Raw genomic sequence first — 15,293 nt, 5'->3', positions numbered from 1 at the left:
AGATGAAAAAATTCGTTTGCATAGTGGGGCTTGTATTGAGTTTTGCACTTTTATCGGCTTGCACAAGTTCAAATGAAAGAGAGCAGTATGTTTTATACGCAGGACATTCACTTGCAGCAGATCATCCGTTCGAGTTGTCGATGCAAGAGTTAAAGCAACGGGTTGAAGAGCGTACAGACGGGAGAGTCATTATTGAAACATTTCCTTTAAGTCAGCTCGGAGCCGAACGTGAGCTGATTGAAGGAGCTATGCTCGGTTCAGTAGACATGGTTGTCTCAACATCAGGACCGATTATGAATTTCGTTTCAGATTTTGCTGTACTTGACTTGCCATTTTTATTTAACGACCGAGAAACAGCAGTAAACATTTTGGAAGGTGAGATTGGGGATGAGATGTTTGAGCAATTACGGGATATTGGGATTATCGGGTTATCTTGGGGAGAAAATGGTTTCCGCCATGTGACAAACAGTATCAAGCCAATCGAAACACCTGATGATTTAAAAGGGTTATCCATGCGTGTGCAGGAAAACAAAGTATTTATCTCTGCATTTAAGGAGCTTGGTGTTACTCCTTCTCCTATGGCTTGGACTGAAGCGTTAACTGCGCTTCAGTCAGGTGTAGTAGACGGGCAGGAAAACCCAATCTTAGTTATAGATAGCTACAAATTATACGATGCCAATCAAAAACATATGACGCTAACAGGACATGCCTATTCTTCGGCAGTGTTTATGATGAGTGAACATGCATATAACCGTTTACCGGAAGATCTACGCCAAATTGTATTGGAAGAAGGTCAAAAAATCGGTGCATATGAACGACAACTCGTTATTGATATGGAACAAAAGGCACTCGCTAGACTTGAAGAACAAGGAATGGAAGTTGTAGATACTATTGAAGTGAATGCATTCCGCGAGAAAATTATGTCTGTCTATGATAGTGCAAAAAACCAAAAGCTATTACAGCGTATTTTAAATGAGCAGTAGGATAGGAGAAAGACAATGGTGAGATTAGTAGAAGGGGTAAATAAAGTTGTACATGGTATTTTAATTGCCTTGATGGTGGTACTTGTTATTTCGGTATTTTGTCAAATTACGTTCCGCTTTTTTGACTATTCTATTGCCTGGACAGAAGAACTATCACGGTATTCCATGATTTGGATGACATTTTTAGGGGCGGCCTATGCAGTAGCAGCCCGTGCGCATATTGGCATGGAATTATTAGTTGACCGGATGGAAGGCCTTATTAAGAAAGCTTTTATCGTGCTAAGCGCAGCAGTTTGTCTAGTGTTTTTTGTACTCATGGTCGTTAAAGGCTTTGAACTATCCATGCGTGTAATGAATCAGCCGTCAGCAGTATTGCAAATACCGATGGGGATTGTCTATTCAGTCATTCCTATTAGTGGGCTAATTCTAGTGATGAATTTGTTCTATATCACGACAAAACAACTGAAAGGAGAGCTATCTTAATGGCAGATATTATTCTTTTCGTTGTATTGCTCGTATTAATTTTCATCAATGTGCCAATTGCAATTGCTCTAGCGATGGCAGCAACAACGTTTTTCGTTATTCAAAGTGAAATGCCCATTGTAGCAATTTTCCAACGTATGTTTAACTCGATAGACTCCTTTCCATTACTTGCAGTTCCTTTTTTCCTGCTTGCCGGAAAGTTAATGGAGTCAGGCGGGATTTCCCGTAGATTAATCCATTTAGCGGAAGTAATGCTCGGCCGTGTACGCGGTGGATTGGCATTAGTATCAATTATTTCATGTGCCTTTTTCGCTGCATTATCTGGCTCTGCTGCTGCGACAACAGCGGCGGTTGGTGCGATTATGATTCCTGCTATGGTGAAAAAAGGCTATGATAAAAACTTCTCGACTGCTATTCAAGCTGCAGGAGGTACAATCGGAGTGATTATCCCTCCAAGTGTCCCGCTTGTATTATTCGGCGTCACAGCAAGTGTTTCAATAAGCGATCTATTTTTAGCAGGAATAATTCCCGGCATATTTGTAACGTTTGCTTTACTTGTACTGGTTTACATCGTTTCGATTCTCCAAGGTTACGGCGGGGGAGAGAAATATGATTTCAAAGAATTTTTCTTAGCTTTAAAGGATTCTATTTTAGCTCTAATGATGCCTGTCATTATTTTAGGCGGTATTTACAGTGGGTTTTTTACCGCTACAGAAGCGGCTTTAGTTGCGGTAGTATATGGGTTAATCGTAGGAGTATTTATTTACCGCGAAATTACTTTAAAAGATTTGTATCACATATTTTCATCAGCAACTGTCATGAGTGCATCCATTTTATTTATCATTGCTGGCGCATCTGTTTTTGCCTATTACTTAACGCGCGAACGCATTCCGATGCAAATTACAGAAGCTTTATTAAGTGTGACGGACAACTGGATTTTTGCATTGCTTATCATTAATTTCATATTACTGATTGTCGGAACATTTATGGAAACAGCGGCAGCTATTTTAATTTTAACGCCAATATTAGCGCCTGTTGCGACTGCACTTGGTATTGACCTTGTTCATTTTGGAATTATAATGATTGTTAATTTAGCGATTGGATACATAACACCACCAGTTGGGTTAAACTTATTCGTAGCCAATAAAATAGCCGGAACGAAACTTGAAGGTGTAATGCGTGCGATCATACCATTTATACTTGTCATGATAATTTGTGTATTAATCATCTCATTCGTTCCAGCACTTAGTTTATTTTTAGTGAAATAGTGAAGGTGTGAATCCGGTGACTTCAACAAACAAACAAAAGGTTTATGAAATCATATTCCAAAAAATCCAACATGAAATTGCTGCTGGTCATTTAAAGATTGGCGATAAATTGCCTCCTGAACGGGAACTTGCCGCGCTCTATAGTGTAAGTCGCACGTCGATACGAGAAGCACTACGGTTATTGGAAGTCAGTGATGTAGTGGAAATCCGACAAGGTGATGGGACATTTATCAAAAATAAATCCCTTCATCAAGTACAGGACCCATTATCAAATGTACTATTAAAAACTGATAAAGTCGTTTTATATGAGATGCTTGAATTAAGGCTGATTCTGGAATCTCAGTGTGCAGCACTTGCTGCATTACGAGCAGATGGTCATGACCTTGAAAAAATTGCGCAATCAATTGAAGCGATGAAAGCAGCTGAGGATAATGAAGAGGCTGGGCTACAGGCCGACTTCGACTTCCATATGGCAATTGCAAAATCGACCCATAACAGCGTACTTGAACAAATGATTGCGTCTTTGGAACCGCACATGCAAAATACAATTGAAGCAACGCGCAAACATCGATTATCATCAAAAGCAAATATCACGCGTACATTTGATGAGCATAAAGCGATTTACCTAGCTATTAGCCGAGGGGAAAGCGAAAAGGCGAAGTTACTTATGGAAGACCATATTCGGACAATTCGTGAAGAAATCTCGGAATTATCGTTTTAAAAATCTCATCACTTAATGAAGAACGCCGCAAATTATGAAATCTAATTTGCGGCGTTTCACTATTTTATTTACGTTGTTGTCTAGAAAAAGCAGGTTGGCGTTTTTCAACAAAGGCGCGTACACCTTCAGCAAAATCGGTTTGAGAAACGAACGATGAAGAGCCTTCCCATAGTGCTGGCGTTGAATCAACACACTCTTTCACAGAACGCTTAACAGCAAGAAGTGAATCCGGTGACATCCCGGCTACTAGTTTTCCCATGCGAATGGCAAAGCGATTCAAATCCTTTTCCGAAACTAAATAGTTTAACATTCCTGCTTTATATGCCTCATCTGCTTTATACATACGGCCAGTAAATACAAAGTCTTTCGTTGCAGAAGGCCCCACTAAATCAACTAAACGCTTAGCAAATTTATTATTTAATGTGATACCAAGCTTTCCAACGGGAATCCCCATTTTCGCTTTATCCGAACCAATGCGGATGTCACATGCAAGTGCAAGCTCTAACCCAGCACCCATTGCCGGTCCATTAATGACACCGATAACAGGCAATGGTAAATTTTCAATTGTAGAAATTGTTTTTTCCATATGTACAAAAGCTTCTTCGGCTTTTTCCAAGGAAATTGAATTGAATTCTTTAATATCAGAACCCGCAGTAAAGTTCTCTCCAGAACCTCGTAAAAGCAACACTTTATTTTTAGGATTTTCCAACGTCTTTAGTGCAATGTTTGCTAATTGATCCCACATATTTGCCGTCAACGCATTTTTAAGCTGAGGTCGATGAATTGTGATAATGGCAATTCCAGCTGTCTCCTGATAAATAATTTTTGCTTCTTCAGCTTCAAGCCTTGTAGTACGCACTTGCATAAATATCCCCCTTAAATCATTTATACCAATTATTATAGACGATTATTAAATCATTAACATTTAATTAAGAATTTTCAAGAAAAATGTTAATATGTTAAGCAAATCTATACTCATATCTTGTTAAATTTATTTAAGAGAATGGTACAATATGGTTGAAGGGAGCCATGTTTATGTATGACACATATGTGAAAGCTTTCGAAACCTATTTAATGTCAATCAATAAATCGTTTTATACGAAAAAACAATATACGTTGGATGCAAAGCAGTTTGCTGAAATAATTCAGCATACCGAGCACATAAATGAAGCGTTGCAACATTATGCAAAGGAAATTCAGGAAACCTATCAAAAGGTGAATACAATAAATCGGAAATTCGCGTCAATTCGTCAATTTTTAACTTTTTTACAATTAAGGGGTGTTATAACAGCGTATAATGAAGCATTGATTCAACCTTTAGAAAAGCTAGATACAGAACTTGACGTTTTAAAAGAAAAGCAATTTAAACGAGCACTGTCCTACTGGCCCTATCAATATGACATCGCACAAAACGCTGAACATGAATGGCTGGCATTAAGAAATGCGGCAATTGTTTTCACGGTAGCGGAGCTTGGCATTAAACCTGCAGAGCTCGTTCGTATGGAATGGAAGCATATTAATAAACAAACAAAAGAGGTCATTGTCCTTGCTTCCAAAACTTTCAGGTCATTGCCTATTTCCACAAGACTATTGGAATTATTAGATGACTATAAAAGATTTACTGAACAATTTATGCCCCTCACTGATTTCTCACCATACGTCTGGCTTGGCGTAGGGAACAAGATGGGAGAGCCATTAACTGTAAAAACCATTGAAAGAATATTCAAATCGATGTCAGAGCAGATGGAATTTAAAATAACCGCTACAAATCTAAGATATTACACCATCCAAAAGGAATTAATTCAACAGCAGGAAACAGAATCCTTATTTGAGCAATTTGGTTATGCAAGAAAGGGCGTTTTAACCGAACGAGAGCAGCGTTTCCCTAAAAACTATTGAAACTTATGCTACAATAGCAAATAGACGGACACAATTTGATATTTAAAGAAAGAAAATGATATTAAGAGGGGGAAAGGCCTTGGCAATTTCAATGATGGAAGCATATACAATTGAAGTATTAAAAGCACATCCATACACATACGAACAAGTTAGACAGTATATCGAAAATGATCAAGTTCACATTTTAAAAGATGATTACAACATGGACTTTGAACCAATCATGACATTGCTAAATGAAGATACAAATCTTCTACAGCAAGCATTTGAAGGGAATTATAAGGTGAAGTTTATGACGATTAATGGACTAAAAAATTTGCTGCGGATGCGTTTTCAAATTACAGAGGATCAGTATGAGCTTTTAGAAGCTGGAAATGGCTTAGCGCAATTAAATGTTTCAGCAGATACAGAACAGGAAATCCGCAATATGTTGTCATCAAACTGGAAGGTAAAGCGTAACGGTGAAACGATTACGCTATTTGTATAAAAGATGGATTGGCTTACTATTATCTTATTTATCGGGGCATTCCTGCTTTTTGTCAAACTATTTAAAGGCGTACTGAAACTAGTCTTGTTTTTAATTATAGTTTTTTTCTTGTATCGTTTTTTTATGATGTAACAATAAAAAAGATGGGATAGAGTAGAGTCTTTATGACTTTTACTTTATCCCATCTTTTAATTTACCGCTGTCGTTTTCTTCGTACTTTTCCGTATATGCTAGTTGTAAAGTTGAACAGCTGATTGATGATTAAAGCTGCCATTGTGAATAACCCCAGCATAGCTAGTATTAATGCTATCCATTCAAATAAAGTGAAGTCCACTATATCGGACAGTTGGATAGGTTCTCCCAACATTTCAATGACTAGGTTCATTCCATATATACCGGAAATCATACTGAAAATAGTTAAAATAAAAATTAGCTTGTTTAATCTATCAGCGGATCGATCTTCCTGAATCCGATAAAGTTCATCTAGCGTTTCCTTCGTTTCATGATACAGCCCGTCTATACGAAACACCTTCCGGAAATACTGCGAAATTTCTTTCCCTTCAGTACGTACAGAGACTTCCGTAAAGTAATACCTAGAGGCGAACTTTGTTATTTGTTCAATTAATTCCTCGACTATATCTTTATCCTTTGAAAATTTTAATTCACTATGTTCAAATATTAACTTCAATAGCATGAGCTTATAAAAATAATGAATAAGTAAAGTGTAATAGGAAATCGAATGAAAACTCCCGAGATATTTCTTCATACTTTCTTCATCGACATTTGTTAATTGGATTTGGCCTTGCAATGTCGTAATTGTATAAAATCTCGGTGCCCAGCGTTGGTAAGTATGTTCATCAATAAAACGCTTTATATATTCTTCATTCGTACTGGATATATAGGGATCTCCATTACGATCACGCCCATTCAGCTGCCCGGCGCGGTATAGTAGAAATTCATCGATTTTTGTATTTTCATCGAAATGAAAAAAAGCACTTACATACATGCGCTCATCTTCAAAAAACGGTATTTTGCTTATATTTTTATGAATGGCTGAATAATCAACAAAAAAATCTTCTAAAAATGGTGCAATCTTCTTAAATAATAATTCCTCCGTATTTTCAAACGTAAAATCCTCATATTGGATAGTTACGCCGAGTTCTTCATCAATTTTCGGCTGTAGTACGCGAAAGTAATGCCCAAATGACAACGCAGCATTTACATCAATATCGTCTTCCAATTGTATTCTTATAGCTGCAATACCAATACCGAATGGACATAAATTGACATCTGCACTCAATAAGGTAAATGGAATTTCATCGAATTGTGTTACCATCACGCCTTGCCCCTGTATCTTTTTCGAGTAGCGATTAAAGTGGAGATGAGAGACGTCATCATTTAATAGCTTTTCTTCTATAAAGGGGTAATAAAATTGCTTTAATAATTGGTGAGAAACTTCGACATCTTCTCCGTAAAGAGTATCTTCATAACCCATTTTAAAATGATAAAAATGATGCTGCTTTAATAGCTGCTCAAATTTTTCAAAATGATATTGACGATAATTAAATGGATAGTAAAAGACGTAATGGGTTTTAAGCGAATTCATCGTTTCACCTCCTAGATTCTACATTCCCGAAAACCGAAATTCCTAACCTAAATGCTCATTTTCAAAAACGCTCTCAGACGATTTGAGATGGACAACTATACACAACATTAAATTTCACTGCGTCTGAGAGCGAAATCACATTTAAGGAACGTTTGTTCTGTTTTTAGGTACAAATGATGCTAATTATGCGATTTTATCCAATAATGTTCCCAAATATAAATTTGGGAACATTATTTATGCTATAATAATAGAGAAGAGAGGATGAAATTGGGAAATGCCACTACCTAAATTTTTGCGGGATTTTTTAATCTACTTAACAACAATTACGGGCAAGTCCCCAAGAACCCGTAAAGAGTATGAATATGATTTAGTTTTATTTATGCGCTTTTTAAAAGCCATTGAACACGATATACAATTGGATTTAATACATACGATAGATATTTCAGATGTAACAATAGATATGATTAAGGAAGTTTCCTTGGAAGATTTATATTTATTTATGGAGTACTGTGAAGTGCAGCGTGGAAATTCTTCTTCTGCCCGCGCACGTAAAGTCGCGACATTGAAAGCTTTTTTCAAATATTTAAAAGGAAAGCGCCGACTTGTTGATGAGAACCCAGCCGAACATCTAGAAACACCAAAAATCGGTAAAAGATCGCCGGTTTATTTAAATTATAATGAAGCAAAGGAATTTATCGGTGCAGTCCAAGGACAGTACTATAGTACACGCGACGAATGCATGATGGTATTTTTCTTAAACCTGGGGATACGGGTTTCGGAATTGTGCTCTCTAAATATAGATTCTATTCATGACCGTAAGTTAACCGTAATCGGTAAAGGGAACAAAGAGCGCCAAGTATACTTAAATGATGCTTGTATGAAAGCTTTGGAAAAATATTTACTAGAACGTAATACATATAAAGGTGATGGGAAAGAACCATTATTCGTTTCACAAAAGGGAACTCGGTTTGCCAGACAATCCATTGCCCGCATCGTAAAGGCTATTAATGCAAATAGCGAATCACCAAAAGACCGATTAACACCGCATAAGCTGCGTCATACTTCTGCAACGATGATGTATAAAGCGGGGGCAGATATACGAAGCCTACAGCACATATTGGGGCACTCAAGTGTTGCGACCACTCAAATTTATACACATATAGAAGATGAGCAAATACAGGAAGTACTAAAAAACAATCCTTTCAATAATTTATAATAATTATATTATGTCAACTAAACTACAAGATCTTTATTGTAGTTTTTTTATTTGCTTAAATTGAGAAAATTCGTTGACATTAATAACTAATCTGTTATATAGTTAATTCATAAATCAAAAACTGTTATAGTACAAAGGAGGATGGATTATGATCCATTATGAAGAAGGTTATTCCGTATATGTAGAGAAGTGTGAGCAGTTTGGACTTGAGCCAGTAAATTTCCGTTATTTTGTAAATATGCTTTCGCCACAGCAATTACTTGCATATTATAACTACGCAATTGAACAGGAGATGAAATAATATCTTACAGGCAGCTTCGAACTACCTTCACCTTCCATTAGTAAAAGAATTGCTAATCACCACAATGACAAAATCATTATGTAACAATTTAATAGCACCCAATAAATCAGTCTATCCTTATATATAGATTGATTTATTTTTTTGTATTATTATTCCAATATAAATATATTTATCTATTGGCAGATTCAATTGTGTTACTATAGTATCAATGAAATTTACTAGAAGAGAAAATTTAAGTCTATTTAATTATGATAAATTTGTGAATTATGTATAATTTACTATCTTTAAAATGATTACATTTACATAAAAAGTTAGCTAAATATATTATTTAGATTTATAATTTTATCAATAGAAAATATAGTTATTCTAAAGAACAGAATGGAGAGGTTTCTATGCATGGAGCATTGGACTCTAAAGCACTAACTTCGATTGATTTTACATATGAGCAACTTGTTGATTTAAAAGCCGCATTGGATAAAACAGCAATTGTAGCGGTAACCGATCAGCGGGGTATTATACAAAAAGTTAACGATCAGTTTTGCGAGATTTCCAAATATTCTTGGGAAGAATTAATCGGAGAAGACCATCGGATTTTAAATTCCGGTTTCCATGCAAAATCTTTTTTCAAAGAAATGTGGCGAACAATAGGAAATGGCGGTACATGGCAGGGCGAGGTATGTAATCGTGCAAAAGACGGTTCATTATATTGGGTAAAGACTACTATTGTTCCATTTGTGGGGGAGAACGGGAAACCCGAACGGTATATTTCTATTCGTACAGACATTACTGCCCAAAAGAACATCAAAAAGATTGCGCATATTGCATATCATGATGATTTAACAGGTTTACCAAATCGTCGTAGCCTGACGAAACGAATCGAACATGAAATTTCAACGAGTTTGCGTCATAATAAACAATTTGCTGTATGTTTTTTTGATGTTAATCGTTTTAAAAACATAAATGATAGTTTAGGACACAAAATCGGGGATTTGTTTTTAATAGAATTAGCAAGTCGTTTAAAGGAAATCGATATACAGTCCAATTCGTTTTATCGAATGAATGGAGACGAGTTTTTCTATATTTTAGAAGATGATACATTAGTACATGAAATGGCTGCAAAAATATTAAATGTATTTAAAGACAGTTTCATTTTAGAGGATTACGAGTTTTATGCAAGTGTAAGTTTAGGCATCAGCATTTATCCTGAAGATGGGGAAAGCGCTGCAAAATTACTGAAAACTGCCGACATTGCGATGTATGCTGCAAAAGCTAAAAAAGGAAACAATTATATAGTCTATAAAAAAGAAATGCCGAATACGAATGATCAGTTTTTAGTTCTGGAAACAAAACTGCATAAAGCATTGCGTGAAAATAAATTCGTTTTGCATTATGATCCCATTTACCAATTACATAAAAATGATATAATCGGGGCTGAAGTGATTGTTCATTGGGTTGATGAAGAAATTGGCGTTATGAAGCAGGAAGAAATCTTACCCTTTGCATTACAATGTGGCTTACTCCCACAAATAGAACAATGGGTATTGCGAAATGCTATCATGCAACTTGTGGAATTTAAGCCCTTTGTAGATGACAGCTTCAAAATCGCTATCAATCTTTCTATCGAGACGATTAAAGAACCAAATTTCATTACCGATTTGACACTAATGCTTGAACAATCAAATTTAGCACCGAATTATTTAGAAATTGAAATATCAGAACTCGGTATGCTCGATAAAGATATCCAGCTCATCGATATAATTAACCAACTTCATGATAGAGGTATTACGATTTCAATAGATGATTTCGGTACAGGGTATTCATCTTTAAACTATTTAAGAGAGATTCCAATTAGTACTTTAAAAATAGATCGCTCATTTACACATGAATTAAATTTAGTACCGGCAAATGCGAAAATGGTAGCTGCCATTATTTCCTTAGCAAGTGTCCTGGAATTAGAGGTAGTAGCTAATAATATAGAAAATGGGGAAGATTTTGCTATTTTAAAGGAGCTTAATTGTCAGTATGGGCAGGGGCTTTATTTTAATAATCTATTAAACTACAAAGACTTCACGAAACAAATTCAAAATGTATAGCAATAAAACGGAGGTGGATAAAAGTCAATTAACTTTTATCCACCCCCTAATTTTATGAATCTATCTTCTAATAGTCGATTAAATAATTTTCAATCCTTAAAAATTCCTCTTCATCGATACAATCCATATATTTGTACAGTAAATCAATATCAACTTTAATCTCATCTTTATGTGTTAAATAAAACTGCTCAGTTAAATGACAAATAATTAACGGTACCGCTTTTTGATGGTTAAAACGGTGTAAATACGTAGATAAGAATTCGACGTTAACTGCAATATCTGTATTAAGCCCTAGTGCGTCAAAATCAATATATTGAATATGGGCAGTTAAAAACTGTTCATTTAAATGTACATTATATTGGCAAATGTATGACCAATCCAGCTCATTCCGGTATTTGTTTAACCAGTGAGGTTCGGCAATGGCCATAAATAATTGCTTTTGCTGTGCATTATAGGACTTTAATTTTTTGTCCATTTCAGTATTTGTTAAACGTTTATCACCGTAGCAATTATACTGCTGGCTCACAAGCGACGGAATACCTTTTACGAGGTGTTCACTACCAGGCCATTTATACGGTCCGCGGTCATATTCGAAATACTGTAAATCCATATCCGGAATCTCATCAGCCTCCGGAAGGTATACGACATCATAGGAGCTGTAAAAAGCATTGCTTTCAATAAAATCATCCAATTGATCGACAAAATCAGGGTGAATGCGCTTTTTATTTTCCATTAAAGTCGTTATTAAATAACGTTTAAATGACATCGTAAGCCTTGCAAGTACTGGCTTATTATATTGAAGTGCTTCCAAATCAACTTCTGGTAAATAATCGATTAAAAATTGCTCTGATAACAAAGCATTGCTGTAACAAATATAAGAAAATGGTAGGTATTGCAAATAGGCTGTCAGTTTAGAAGGATGCTTTTGCACCGCTAATCGGCACCATTCTAAATAGGTTTCCAGAAATGAACGGTCATAAGGCAGCTCTTCATAAAGTGTTTCATCATGCGATTCGATTTTTTTTAACACTGAAATATTATTAAAATCCGTTACCGAAAAATCAGCCGGAAAATTGATAGACTCGAAAGCATCTTTAACATGTATGAGCTTCTTTGGCTTTGTTGAAACAAAGCTGTAGGTTCCGATTGCTCCACGCTCTTCCAATAGTAAATAAGCAAGTTCCTGGCGCTCGTCGCGAGTTAAATTACAGTCTTTCGGAAATTTTACTGCTGCAAAATATTGAGCTTTTGCTAAATCATAAAAAAACTTATAGTCGCCTTCTTTGGTATATAGTTCTTCGGATTGATTTTGCTGCCAGTAGAGGAGGGCACCATGAATTGGATTTCGGTTTGAAAAAGTAATATTAGCAATAGAAAATATATTTTGTGCCAATGCATCATCATAAAGCACTTTCATAAATTCTATTTTCTTTATTTTAATCATTATAAGACACCCCCGTTCATTCATTATATACTCGAAACACCAAAAAATTGAAAGAAAAAGTGTCAAAAAGAGGTTTAATTATTTATATCGGTGGTATATTACTAACAAGTAAAGTTGCGATCATCGAAAAGAAGAGTAAATTATTAACCACTAGTTTAGATTAGATAATATTATGATTTCTATTACCTTCGTTGTATGCGTTTTTTAGTAATATTTACAAAAGTGTTACTGGCAATTAATGTACCAAATGCTTTAACGAAGATTCTCGAAAGATGCCAACCAGATTTAAGCGAGCGAAATGCATACGCGAATTGAGATATACCATTGAAAATTTCGGCTCACACGTAGTATTTAAAGTTAAACTATCGTAAGTAAACCTTTACAACTTAATATGCATTATCCGATCGCAACTTTACGTTCTACACTCCTTATCATATAAGGGGTGTTTTATTTTGCCCAGCATTGGATATAATATAAATATCTATATAATTCGATAGGAGAATGACAATGTGGAAGTTACATAATGGTAAGCTCATGCAAACAACGGATGAAACAAGAGTTCGATATAAAACACGTATAAGCGCGGAAATTTTAAATAACTTAAAACAATTGGCCGAAAAATACGATACCCACATTGGCTATTTACTCGAAAATGGTTATAGCAATATAATAGAAACTGAAACTATTGTATTCAATAAACAGAACCGCCCGAAAGACCGGACTGAATTTCGGACGACATGTGACAAAGAATTGCTTGAGAGCCTAAAAAACTTTGCAAAAAAGCATGAGCTCAATTTAAATGATGTCATTGAAGCGAGCGTAGCCTATATTAACTTTGAAGACGTAAAGCATTCGCATTGGAGATATCGCGTAGAAATTTAGACCTCAAACTTAAAACCTTTAACCAATGTCAATTTGATATTGGTTTTTTTCTGTTTCAAGCAAATATTTGAAGTAAAAAACCTAATTATACAATTAATATTTATTGAAAATATTGAAAAATTTTACAATTCATTTTATACTAAATATGCTGCGATGGATTGCGCATTACATCCTAAATCGTTTTAATCAAACGGAATGATTTAGATTTGTTTAGCTTTAAAGAATAATATATTTTTTATAGACCGTGAAAAAGATGGAGAAGCTTTAAGGGGGAAGACCATGTTAAAAAAATATTCACCTAGATTAATTTTTGCATTGCTTGCGATTACGTGTTTAATTATTTCACCACTATTTGCTATATTTGTCCCAATGACCGTTCCGGATTTATTTTTAACAGATCGCTCAAACTTTTATATTTATTCATTTAAAACGAATGTAATGATTATTTTGACTGGTTTTGCAATTTTAGCTGCTGGATTTACACTACTGAGCTGGAAGCGTCAAACAATCACATACATTGTAAGTTTTGGAGTTTTAATTCTAGGATTTGTTACTTTATATAGTTCAACAGAAACATATACAGCTATTAATGAGAATGTCGTGTATAAAAAACAATTAATTGGTTCGCAGAAAATGGAATGGGATGTAATCGATAAAGTTGCACTAGAATATGTACCAGGAGCAATTGGTAACTATAAGTTTACCGATAAAGTGGGGAACGAGCTTGTCGTTAAAGAAGATAAGGAAATGGCTTCGATTTTCATTTATCAAATGGCCAACAAGAAAAATGTCCCTTATGATGAGTATGAGAAGAAATAGAAGACATTGGCTTGTGGAATAGTTCGGGAATTCAGCGTTAAGTAAATATATAAATTAAATAAGTACAATAAAAGTTTAGCCCTTTGTTTGATGCTAAACTTTTTTACTTTTAAATTGCTTATCTATACTCAATACAACCAGAGTGCATATTGAGGAGAATGATTGCTTACACTACTAATTCTAAGGGATGATGGCGTATTTGAATAAATTTATTTTGCAATTGGAGGGGTTAGCTGTTTTTGTTTTAAGCGTTTATTTTTACTTCTATCTGCAATTTAGTTGGAGCATTTTTCTAGTTTTATTGTTAGCTCCAGACATTTCAGCAATTGGTTACATAAAAAACGTTAAGGTTGGTTCAATACTGTATAATCTTTTTCATACATACTCGATCCCATTAATATTAATGATATGCGGATTCTTAATACATAACGATAGCATTATAATGATTTGCCTAATTTGGATAGCCCATATCGGGATGGATAGAATGTTTGGTCTTGGATTGAAATATCCAACAAAATTTCAAGATACTCATCTTAATCGTGTTTGAGGGGGTACGTAACACCTCCTCCATTCAAATTACACCATTATTCACCATAACAACCTAATATATGTTTAATTTAAGCCTATAATTTAGGATGAGAAATCAAGTAAAAAGGAGAGATTTCACCTATGCAATATTGTGGAAGTCATAAATTAAAAAAACTAAGAGTGCAGGCAGATATTAGTGCTGACCCATTATGGTGTGACCGATGTCTTACAAATTTAGATATAGATGATTTTTCATTATCAAAAGGATTGAAGCAGGATCTGCAGGAATGGATATATGACTATGGTAAATGGATTGACTGGGAAAACGACGGCATTGTGCCAAATGGTGTTTTGCTGGAGCAACAGCATAATGATCGTGGTGCTGAACTGACAAAAAAAGTGAAGCAGACGCTAGAAGGACAATATGAAGTAGTGTTTTTTCCATCTACATTTGCGAAAATAATAGTTGGAGATTGAAATGTGTAATGAAGGGAACTTTAAGTGTTAAAAAAGAGTGTATGGCTTTTTGAACATGAAAGGGAGATACAGGAGGCTTATCTGATAAA

At 35.1% G+C, this 15,293-nt stretch carries 16 protein-coding genes; 13 read left to right on the top strand and 3 right to left on the bottom strand.

From position 1 onward, the window contains the following. Positions 1 to 2: 2 nt before the first annotated feature. The 4 genes from SNE38_RS12720 to SNE38_RS12705 are packed head-to-tail and all read left to right on the top strand — an operon-like array spanning position 3 to position 3,455. Positions 3 to 983 carry a TRAP transporter substrate-binding protein gene (locus SNE38_RS12720; RefSeq protein WP_191703380.1) on the top strand — a complete coding sequence of 327 codons (981 nt, stop codon included), beginning with the start codon at positions 3 to 5 and terminating at the stop codon, positions 981 to 983. Between the two features lie 15 nt (positions 984 to 998). After that, positions 999 to 1,466, top strand: a complete 468-nt coding sequence (locus SNE38_RS12715; RefSeq protein ID WP_191703381.1) for a TRAP transporter small permease — start codon at positions 999 to 1,001, stop codon at positions 1,464 to 1,466. Further along, positions 1,466 to 2,734 (top strand): TRAP transporter large permease, encoded by a 1,269-nt coding sequence (locus SNE38_RS12710; RefSeq protein WP_336046621.1) that lies wholly within the window; start codon positions 1,466 to 1,468, stop codon positions 2,732 to 2,734. The genes SNE38_RS12715 and SNE38_RS12710 overlap by 1 nt, the downstream gene beginning before the upstream one ends. Positions 2,735 to 2,750: 16 nt before the next feature. Further along, positions 2,751 to 3,455, top strand: a complete 705-nt coding sequence (locus SNE38_RS12705) for a FadR/GntR family transcriptional regulator (protein ID WP_191703383.1) — start codon at positions 2,751 to 2,753, stop codon at positions 3,453 to 3,455. Between the two features lie 64 nt (positions 3,456 to 3,519). Here the strand turns inward: SNE38_RS12705 and SNE38_RS12700 are convergent, their stop codons facing one another. Beyond that, positions 3,520 to 4,320, bottom strand: a complete 801-nt coding sequence (locus tag SNE38_RS12700) for an enoyl-CoA hydratase/isomerase family protein (RefSeq protein WP_191703384.1) — start codon at positions 4,318 to 4,320, stop codon at positions 3,520 to 3,522. Positions 4,321 to 4,505: 185 nt separating this feature from the next. Between SNE38_RS12700 and SNE38_RS12695 the strand changes: the two genes are divergently transcribed. Both SNE38_RS12695 and SNE38_RS12690 read left to right on the top strand, forming a co-directional pair. Next, positions 4,506 to 5,354, top strand: coding sequence for a tyrosine-type recombinase/integrase (locus tag SNE38_RS12695; protein ID WP_336046620.1), 849 nt, complete (start codon positions 4,506 to 4,508; stop codon positions 5,352 to 5,354). A gap of 79 nt (positions 5,355 to 5,433) precedes the next feature. Continuing rightward, complete coding sequence (locus tag SNE38_RS12690; protein WP_191703386.1) at positions 5,434 to 5,838, top strand: hypothetical protein; 405 nt, start codon at positions 5,434 to 5,436, stop codon at positions 5,836 to 5,838. Positions 5,839 to 6,031: 193 nt separating this feature from the next. Here SNE38_RS12690 and SNE38_RS12685 read toward each other — a convergent pair whose 3' ends face one another. Beyond that, positions 6,032 to 7,444: a sugar phosphate isomerase gene (locus SNE38_RS12685; protein WP_336046619.1), complete on the bottom strand. Its 1,413-nt coding sequence runs from the start codon at positions 7,442 to 7,444 to the stop codon at positions 6,032 to 6,034. A gap of 274 nt (positions 7,445 to 7,718) precedes the next feature. On the opposite strand from SNE38_RS12685, the gene SNE38_RS12680 reads away from it, so the two are divergent. The 3 genes from SNE38_RS12680 (at position 7,719) to SNE38_RS12670 (ending at position 11,054) form a co-directional block, all read left to right on the top strand. Further along, positions 7,719 to 8,660, top strand: coding sequence for a tyrosine recombinase XerC (locus SNE38_RS12680; RefSeq protein WP_191703388.1), 942 nt, complete (start codon positions 7,719 to 7,721; stop codon positions 8,658 to 8,660). Positions 8,661 to 8,808: 148 nt separating this feature from the next. After that, on the top strand, positions 8,809 to 8,961 hold the full coding sequence (locus SNE38_RS12675; protein ID WP_336046618.1) for a transcriptional regulator: 153 nt from the start codon (positions 8,809 to 8,811) through the stop codon (positions 8,959 to 8,961). Positions 8,962 to 9,353: 392 nt separating this feature from the next. Further along, the gene (locus SNE38_RS12670; RefSeq protein WP_336046617.1) at positions 9,354 to 11,054 is read left to right on the top strand and encodes a putative bifunctional diguanylate cyclase/phosphodiesterase; all 1,701 of its coding nucleotides are present in this window, start codon (positions 9,354 to 9,356) and stop codon (positions 11,052 to 11,054) included. 67 nt (positions 11,055 to 11,121) lie between these two features. Here SNE38_RS12670 and SNE38_RS12665 read toward each other — a convergent pair whose 3' ends face one another. Continuing rightward, on the bottom strand, positions 11,122 to 12,498 hold the full coding sequence (locus SNE38_RS12665; protein ID WP_191703391.1) for a nucleoside-diphosphate sugar epimerase: 1,377 nt from the start codon (positions 12,496 to 12,498) through the stop codon (positions 11,122 to 11,124). A gap of 507 nt (positions 12,499 to 13,005) precedes the next feature. Here SNE38_RS12665 and SNE38_RS12660 point away from each other — a divergent pair. The 4 genes from SNE38_RS12660 to SNE38_RS12645 all read left to right on the top strand — a co-directional run bounded on the left by SNE38_RS12660 (position 13,006) and on the right by SNE38_RS12645 (position 15,204). Then, complete coding sequence (locus tag SNE38_RS12660) at positions 13,006 to 13,380, top strand: rRNA methyltransferase (protein WP_191703392.1); 375 nt, start codon at positions 13,006 to 13,008, stop codon at positions 13,378 to 13,380. Positions 13,381 to 13,659: 279 nt separating this feature from the next. Continuing rightward, the gene (locus SNE38_RS12655; RefSeq protein WP_191703393.1) at positions 13,660 to 14,199 is read left to right on the top strand and encodes an ATP-dependent exonuclease; all 540 of its coding nucleotides are present in this window, start codon (positions 13,660 to 13,662) and stop codon (positions 14,197 to 14,199) included. A 199-nt stretch (positions 14,200 to 14,398) separates the two neighbouring features. Next, positions 14,399 to 14,746 carry a DUF4260 domain-containing protein gene (locus tag SNE38_RS12650; RefSeq protein WP_191703394.1) on the top strand — a complete coding sequence of 116 codons (348 nt, stop codon included), beginning with the start codon at positions 14,399 to 14,401 and terminating at the stop codon, positions 14,744 to 14,746. Positions 14,747 to 14,868: 122 nt separating this feature from the next. Then, positions 14,869 to 15,204, top strand: a complete 336-nt coding sequence (locus tag SNE38_RS12645; RefSeq protein ID WP_191703395.1) for a hypothetical protein — start codon at positions 14,869 to 14,871, stop codon at positions 15,202 to 15,204. Positions 15,205 to 15,293 lie beyond the last annotated feature (89 nt).

The organism is Solibacillus ferritrahens, from assembly GCF_037027585.1.
Taxonomy (GTDB): Bacteria; Bacillota; Bacilli; order Bacillales_A; family Planococcaceae; genus Solibacillus; species Solibacillus ferritrahens.
The sequence above is the reverse complement of the archived record's forward strand: the minus strand, read 5'-3'. Positions and strand labels throughout refer to the sequence as shown.

Bases quoted from the DNA above. Each gene is read 5' to 3' on its own strand.
- SNE38_RS12715 (WP_191703381.1), top strand. From the start codon at position 999: ATGGTGAGATTAGTAGAAGGGGTAAATAAAGTTGTACATGGTATTTTA.
- SNE38_RS12645 (WP_191703395.1), top strand. From the start codon at position 14,869: ATGCAATATTGTGGAAGTCATAAATTAAAAAAACTAAGAGTGCAGGCA.
- SNE38_RS12680 (WP_191703388.1), top strand. From the start codon at position 7,719: ATGCCACTACCTAAATTTTTGCGGGATTTTTTAATCTACTTAACAACA.
- SNE38_RS12655 (WP_191703393.1), top strand. From the start codon at position 13,660: ATGTTAAAAAAATATTCACCTAGATTAATTTTTGCATTGCTTGCGATT.
- SNE38_RS12660 (WP_191703392.1), top strand. From the start codon at position 13,006: ATGTGGAAGTTACATAATGGTAAGCTCATGCAAACAACGGATGAAACA.
- SNE38_RS12685 (WP_336046619.1), bottom strand. From the start codon at position 7,444: ATGAATTCGCTTAAAACCCATTACGTCTTTTACTATCCATTTAATTAT.
- SNE38_RS12720 (WP_191703380.1), top strand. From the start codon at position 3: ATGAAAAAATTCGTTTGCATAGTGGGGCTTGTATTGAGTTTTGCACTT.
- SNE38_RS12675 (WP_336046618.1), top strand. From the start codon at position 8,809: ATGATCCATTATGAAGAAGGTTATTCCGTATATGTAGAGAAGTGTGAG.
- SNE38_RS12665 (WP_191703391.1), bottom strand. From the start codon at position 12,498: ATGATTAAAATAAAGAAAATAGAATTTATGAAAGTGCTTTATGATGAT.
- SNE38_RS12670 (WP_336046617.1), top strand. From the start codon at position 9,354: ATGCATGGAGCATTGGACTCTAAAGCACTAACTTCGATTGATTTTACA.
- SNE38_RS12710 (WP_336046621.1), top strand. From the start codon at position 1,466: ATGGCAGATATTATTCTTTTCGTTGTATTGCTCGTATTAATTTTCATC.
- SNE38_RS12700 (WP_191703384.1), bottom strand. From the start codon at position 4,320: ATGCAAGTGCGTACTACAAGGCTTGAAGCTGAAGAAGCAAAAATTATT.